General features: G+C 70.1%; 5 protein-coding genes. 2 read left to right on the top strand and 3 right to left on the bottom strand.

The genetic code is table 11. From position 1 onward, the window contains the following. Positions 1–26 precede the first annotated feature (26 nt). Both ABD151_RS10525 and ABD151_RS10520 read right to left on the bottom strand, forming a co-directional pair. A complete protein-coding gene (locus tag ABD151_RS10525) occupies positions 27–2,222 on the bottom strand; it encodes a 3-hydroxyacyl-CoA dehydrogenase NAD-binding domain-containing protein (protein ID WP_343994048.1) in 2,196 nt (731 codons plus the stop codon). 34 nt (positions 2,223–2,256) lie between these two features. Next, complete coding sequence (locus ABD151_RS10520) at positions 2,257–3,468, bottom strand: acetyl-CoA C-acetyltransferase (protein WP_343994046.1); 1,212 nt, start codon at positions 3,466–3,468, stop codon at positions 2,257–2,259. A 126-nt stretch (positions 3,469–3,594) separates the two neighbouring features. Here ABD151_RS10520 and ABD151_RS10515 point away from each other — a divergent pair, with 126 nt between their 5' ends. Next, positions 3,595–4,353, top strand: coding sequence for a MerR family transcriptional regulator (locus ABD151_RS10515; RefSeq protein WP_343994044.1), 759 nt, complete (start codon positions 3,595–3,597; stop codon positions 4,351–4,353). 3 nt (positions 4,354–4,356) lie between these two features. Here ABD151_RS10515 and ABD151_RS10510 read toward each other — a convergent pair whose 3' ends face one another. Beyond that, entirely contained in the window at positions 4,357–4,992 is a 636-nt protein-coding gene (locus ABD151_RS10510; protein WP_343994042.1) for an alpha/beta hydrolase, read from the bottom strand. Positions 4,993–5,102: 110 nt separating this feature from the next. Here ABD151_RS10510 and ABD151_RS10505 point away from each other — a divergent pair, with 110 nt between their 5' ends. Next, entirely contained in the window at positions 5,103–5,951 is an 849-nt protein-coding gene (locus ABD151_RS10505; RefSeq protein ID WP_343994040.1) for a prephenate dehydratase, read from the top strand. Positions 5,952–5,970 lie beyond the last annotated feature (19 nt).

The raw sequence follows: 5,970 nt of genomic DNA, 5'->3' as shown, positions 1-5,970 counted from the left end.
GGGGGCGTTCGTCAGCAGTGCGGAGGTCAGGCCGGCAGGCCCTCGCCGGCAGCGCGCTCACGCAGCCAGGCGGTGGGCGCGAAGCGCTCACCGTAGGTGACCGCGAGCTCGTCGGCGCGCTTGATGAAGGCGCCCAGCCCGATCTCGCCGTCGGCACCCTCGTAGCCGGTCATGAACTGCGCGGCACCACCGGTGTTGGCCGGGAAGCCGATGCCCATGATCGAGCCGATGTTGGCGTCGACCGACGAGGTCAGCACGCCCTCCTCGAAGCACTTGGCGGTCTCCAGGGCCTCGATGAACATCATCCGGTCCTTGACGTCCTGGAACGGGATCTGCTCCTCGGCCGGCGGGAACGCCTCGCCGATGCCCGACCACAGGCCGGTGCGACGACCGTCCGCGTAGTCGTAGAAGCCACCACCGGCCAGTCGCGACGGGCGACCGATCTCGATCATCTTGGTGATCACCTCACCGGCCGGGTCGACGCCCAGCTCGATGCCGTCGCGAGCGGCCGCGTCCGCGGTCGCCTTGCGGATCTTGGCCATCAGCTCCATGTTCAGCTCGTCGCTGATCTGCAGCGGACCGACCGGGTAGCCGGCCTGGGTGGCCGCACGCTCCACCGACATCGGGCGCACGCCCTCACCGAGCATGGCCAGACCCTCGTTGATCTGGGTGCCGATCACCCGCGAGGTGTAGAAGCCGCGGCTGTCGTTGACCACGATCGGGGTCTTGCGGATCTGCTGGACGACGTCGTAGGCCTTGGCCAGCGCCTCGTCGGAGGTCTCCTTGCCACGGATGATCTCCACCAGCGGCATCTTGTCGACGGGCGAGAAGAAGTGCAGGCCGATGAAGTCGGCCGGGCGGTCGATGCCGCCGGCCAGCTCGGTGATCGGCAGGGTGGAGGTGTTCGAGCACAGCAGTGCGTCGGGGTTGACGTGCTCGGCGATCTCGGCGAACACCTTCTGCTTGAGCGCGACGTCCTCGAAGACGGCCTCGATCACCAGGTCGCAGCCCTTGAGGTCGGCGGCGTCGGCGGTCGGGGTGATCCGGGCGAGGAAGGCGGCCTTCTTCTCCTCGGTGCTGCGCCCGCGCTTGATCGCCTTGTCCAGCAGCGCCTCGCTGTAGGCCTTGCCCTTCTCGGCGTTGGCGAGCTCGACGTCCTTGAGCACGACCTCCATGCCGGCCTGGGCACAGGAGTACGCGATGCCCGCGCCCATCATGCCGGCGCCCAGGACGCCGACCTTGACGGCCTTGTAGCGCTCGATGCCCTTGGGGCGCTGGGCCCCAGAGCCGATCGCCTGCATGTCGAAGAAGAAGGCCTGGATCATGCCCTTCGACTGCTGGCCCACGACCAGCTTGGTCAGGTAGCGCGACTCGATCCGCGAAGCGGTGTCGAAGTCGACCTGGGCGCCCTCGACGGCGGCCGACAGGATCGCCTTCTGCGCCGGGAAGTCGGCACCCTTGAGCTGCTTGCGCAGCAGTGCCGGGAAGGCGGGCAGGAAGCCGGCCAGTGCGGGCGAGGAGGGCAGGCCGCCGGGCATCCGGTAGCCCTTGCGGTCCCACGGGTTGAGCGCCGCGTCGGCGTTCTCCTTGTTGGCGTTGATCCACGCCTTGGCGGCGGGGACGAGCTCCTCGCGGGTGGCGACCAGCTCGTCGATCAGGCCCTTCTCCTTGGCCGCTGCCGGGTTGAACTGGGGGCCCTGCAGCAGCACGTCCATCAGGCCGCTCTGCAGGCCGAGCAGGCGCACCACGCGGGTGACGCCGCCGCCACCGGGCAGCAGGCCCAGCGAGGCCTCCGGGAGGCCGACCTTGACCGAGCGGTCGTCGACGGCGATCCGGTGGTTGGCGGCCAGGCAGATCTCGAAGCCACCGCCGAGGGCGGCGCCGTTGATCGCGGCGACCACCGGGCGGGGGTACAGCTCGATGCGGCGCAGGCCGGCCTTGACGTCCTCGGCCATCGCGAAGACGTCCGCGGCGTCGTCCTTGGTCGCCTGCACCATGCTCTTCAGGTTGCCGCCGGCGAAGAAGGTCTTCTTGGCCGAGGCGATCACCACGCCGGTGACGTCGTCGACCTCGGCGTAGAGCCGGTCGACGGCCTCGTTCATCGAGGAGCGGTACAGCTCGTTCATGGTGTTGGCGCTGGCGGTCGGGTCGTCCAGCGTGAGGGTGACGATGCCGTCGGCGTCGCGCTCGTAGCGGACCGCGCTCTGGTTGTTCTCAGTCATCTTCTAGTGAGTCCTTCGAGGTTCCGGGTCCGGGTCAGACGAGTTCGACGATGGTGGCGATGCCCATGCCGCCGCCGACGCAGAGCGTGGCCAGGCCGCGCTTCTGGTCGCGACGCTCGAGCTCGTCGATGAGGGTGCCGAGGATCATCGCGCCGGTCGCACCCAGCGGGTGACCCATCGCGATCGCGCCACCGTTGACGTTGGTGATGTCGGAGGTGATGCCCATGTCGCGCATGAACCGCATGGCGACGGCGGCGAACGCCTCGTTGATCTCGAACAGGTCGATGTCGGAGACCTTCAGGCCCGCCTTGTCGAGCGCCTTGCGGGCCGCCGGGGCGGGGCCGGTGAGCATGATCACCGGGTCGGCGCCGGAGACGGCGGCCGAGACGATCCGGGCGCGCGGGGTCAGGCCGAGGTCCTTGCCGACCTGCTCTGAGCCGATCGCGACCAGCGCGGAGCCGTCGACGATGCCCGAGGAGTTGCCGGCGTGGTGGACGTGGTTGATCCGCTCCAGCCAGTGGTACTTCTCCAGCGCGACGTCGTCGAAGCCGGCGTCGGCACCGAGCTGGGCGAAGCTCGGCTTGAGGGTCGACAGGCTCTCCACCGTGGTGCCGGGGCGGATGAACTCGTCGTGGTCGAGGACGGTGAGGCCGTTGAGGTCCTTGACCGGGACCACGGACTTGGCGAAGTAGCCGTTGGCCCAGGCCTTGGCGGCACGGGCGTTGGACTCGGCGGCGTAGGCGTCGACGTCCTCGCGGCTCCAGCCCTCGATGGTGGCGATCAGGTCGGCGCCGATGCCCTGCGGCACGAAGCTCGCCTGCAGCGCGGTGGCCGGGTCGGAGGCCCAGGCGCCGCCGTCGGCACCCATCGGAACGCGGCTCATCGACTCGACGCCACCGGCGACGATCAGGTCCTCGAAGCCGCCGCGCACGCGGGAGGCGGCCTGGTTCACGGCCTCCAGGCCGGAGGCGCAGAAGCGGTTCAGCTGGACGCCGGCGGTGGTCTCGGGGAGACCGGCCTTGAGTGCGGCGGTCTTGGCGATGTCGCCGCCCTGGTCGCCGATCGGCGAGACCACGCCGAGGACGACGTCGTCGATGCGCTCGGTGTCCAGGCTCGGGTTGCGCTCCCGCAGCTCGTCGATCAGCCCGACGACCAGATCGACCGGCTTCACCTCGTGCAGCGAGCCGTTCTTCTTACCCTTGCCTCGCGGCGTACGAATGTGGTCGTACACGAATGCTTCTGCCATGACCATCCCTAGAGTCGGTGCCTGTCTGCCGGCGCCACCATTCGGCACCGCCACCACTGATTGTGACACTATTGGTGTCAGTATGGTCAAGAGTGGTGGCCTGAGTCACAGATTGAAGGAGGTCGCATGGTCGATCAAGGCGAAGCCGACGCAGGCCTGTTGACCCTCGACGACCTCTGTGACCGGATCGGCATGAGCGTGCGCAACGTGCGCTTCTACACCTCGCGCGGCCTGGTTCCGCCGCCGATCAAGCGTGGTCGCCAGGGCTACTACGACTCCACCCACGTCGCCCGCCTGGAGCTGGTCAACGAGCTGCAGGCACACGGCTTCACGCTGGCCGCGATCGAGCGCTACGTGACCCGGATCCCGCACGACGCCACGCCGGAGGCGATCCGGCTGCACCGCACCCTGCTCGCGCCGTGGGCGGCCGAGCACCCCGAGCTGATGCGCCGCTCCGACCTCGACGCCCGTGCCGGACGCACCCTCACCGACCGCGAGATGCAGGTGCTGCGCGCCCTCGACGTGATCACCCCGCACGAGGACGAGGAGCAGGGCGAGGACGAGGTCTACGACGTCACGATCAACAACCTCGACGCCTCGCTCGCGCTGATCCGCTACGACTACCCGGCCGAGGCCGCGGACGCCGCCCGCAAGATCTTCGACGAGCACGCCACCGCGATCGCCGATGCGCTCAACGAGCTCTTCCACACCACCGTGTGGCCGGCCTACCGCGCCTCCGGGGCCAGCCCCGAGGACCTGCGCAGCGCCGTGGACGCGATCAAGCCGATCACCACCGCGGGCCTGGTCGCCGCCTACGAGAAGGCGGTCACCAAGTCGGTGCGCAACCGGATCGAGAAGATGGTCGCCGAGACCGAGCAGGCCTAGGGGTCAGCCCCGCAGCACCGAGGTCGTCCGCGCCAGCCAGGCGCCGAGCTCGGTCGCGGTCTGCATGGTGACCTCGTGGCCGTCCGGGTCGTGGCGCTCGGTGACGACGGCACCGGACTCCGCCACCAGGTAGCGCCGGGTCTGCTCGGTCAGCTCGACCGGGATGATCCGGTCCCGCTCGCTGCGCGCCAGGAACACCGGGACGCCGTCCCAGCGCCCGGGTGCGACCTCGGGGCCCTCGAACCACGGCAGCGAGCCCGAGAGCAGGGCCGCGCCGGCGAAGCGGGACGGCTCGTCGCCGACGACCCCGGCGGCGAAGGCGGCGCCCGCGCTGAACCCGACCATCACAACCGGGCGCGGAGCCGGGGCGAACGCGTCGAGCCAGGAGCGGAACCAGGCCCGCGCCTCGAGCAGGGTGTCGCGGCGCATGCTGGCGTCCGGGTTGAGGTCGAACCAGTTGTACCCGCCGTTGATCGCGACCGGACCGCGCACGAAGACATAGCCCAGCTCAGCGGGACCGGCGTCGGCGACCTGCTTCAGCGCGCCCTCGTCCTGGCCGATCCCGTGCAGGCAGACGACCAGCGGGGCGTCCGGCTCCGCGGAGCCGGCGGTGACGATGACGGGGGGCTGCTGGGACACGGAACGACCTCTGCTCGGGCGGCGTCCACCGAGGCGTGGACCGGGGCGAGAGTAGCCCTCTGCGCCGACCGCCGGGACAACCCTTGCGGGTGACTGGGACGATAGGGCGCGTGAGCACGAAGAAGATCGCCTACCAGGGCGAGCCGGGCGCCAACTCCGACATCGCCTGCCGCGCCGTCTACCCCGACTGGGAGACGCTGCCCTGCGCCTCGTTCGAGGACGCGTTCACCGCCGTCCAGGACGGCGTCGCCGACCTCGCGATGATCCCGATCGACAACTCCCTGGCGGGCCGGGTGGCCGACATCCACCACTTCCTGCCCACCTCGGGGCTGCACATCGTGGGCGAGTACTTCCTGCCGATCCACTTCGACCTGCTCGCCCTGCCCGGCGCCACCCGCGAGACGATCACCACCGTTCGCAGCCACGTGCACGCGCTGGGCCAGTGCCGCAAGATCATCACCGAGCTCGGACTGCGCGGCGTGATCGCCGGCGACACCGCCGGCTCGGCCCGCGAGGTCGCCGAGTTCGGGGACCCGACCGTGGCCGCGCTGGCGCCGCCGCTGGCCGGCGAGGTCTACGGCCTGGTGCCACTGGCCTCCAACGTGGAGGACGCCGAGCACAACACCACCCGCTTCGTGGTGCTCGCCCGCGAGCACGACATCCCGCCCGCCAACGGCGAGCTGACCGTGACCACCTTCGTGTTCCGGGTGCGCAACCTGCCGGCCGCGCTCTACAAGGCGCTCGGCGGCTTCGCCACCAACGGCGTGAACATGACGAAGCTCGAGTCCTACATGGTCGACGGCGAGTTCACCGCGACCGTCTTCCTCGCCGACGTCGAGGGCCACCCCGACGAGATCGGCCTGGCCCGGGCGCTGGAGGAGCTGGAGTTCTTCACCACCGAGCTCACCGTGCTCGGCGTCTACCCCGCGCACCCGTTCCGGCTGGAGAGCCGGGGCTGAGACGCGACGAGCCCGCCGT

The sequence above is a fragment of the Nocardioides dubius genome, from assembly GCF_039528155.1.
Lineage (GTDB): Bacteria > Actinomycetota > Actinomycetes > Propionibacteriales > Nocardioidaceae > Nocardioides > Nocardioides dubius.
This window is presented reverse-complemented; position numbering and strand designations above follow the sequence as displayed.

Excerpts from the sequence above, each read along its gene's own strand:
- ABD151_RS10525 (WP_343994048.1), bottom strand. The coding sequence starts at position 2,222 with ATGACTGAGAACAACCAGAGCGCGGTCCGCTACGAGCGCGACGCCGAC.
- ABD151_RS10520 (WP_343994046.1), bottom strand. The coding sequence starts at position 3,468 with ATGGCAGAAGCATTCGTGTACGACCACATTCGTACGCCGCGAGGCAAG.
- ABD151_RS10515 (WP_343994044.1), top strand. The coding sequence starts at position 3,595 with ATGGTCGATCAAGGCGAAGCCGACGCAGGCCTGTTGACCCTCGACGAC.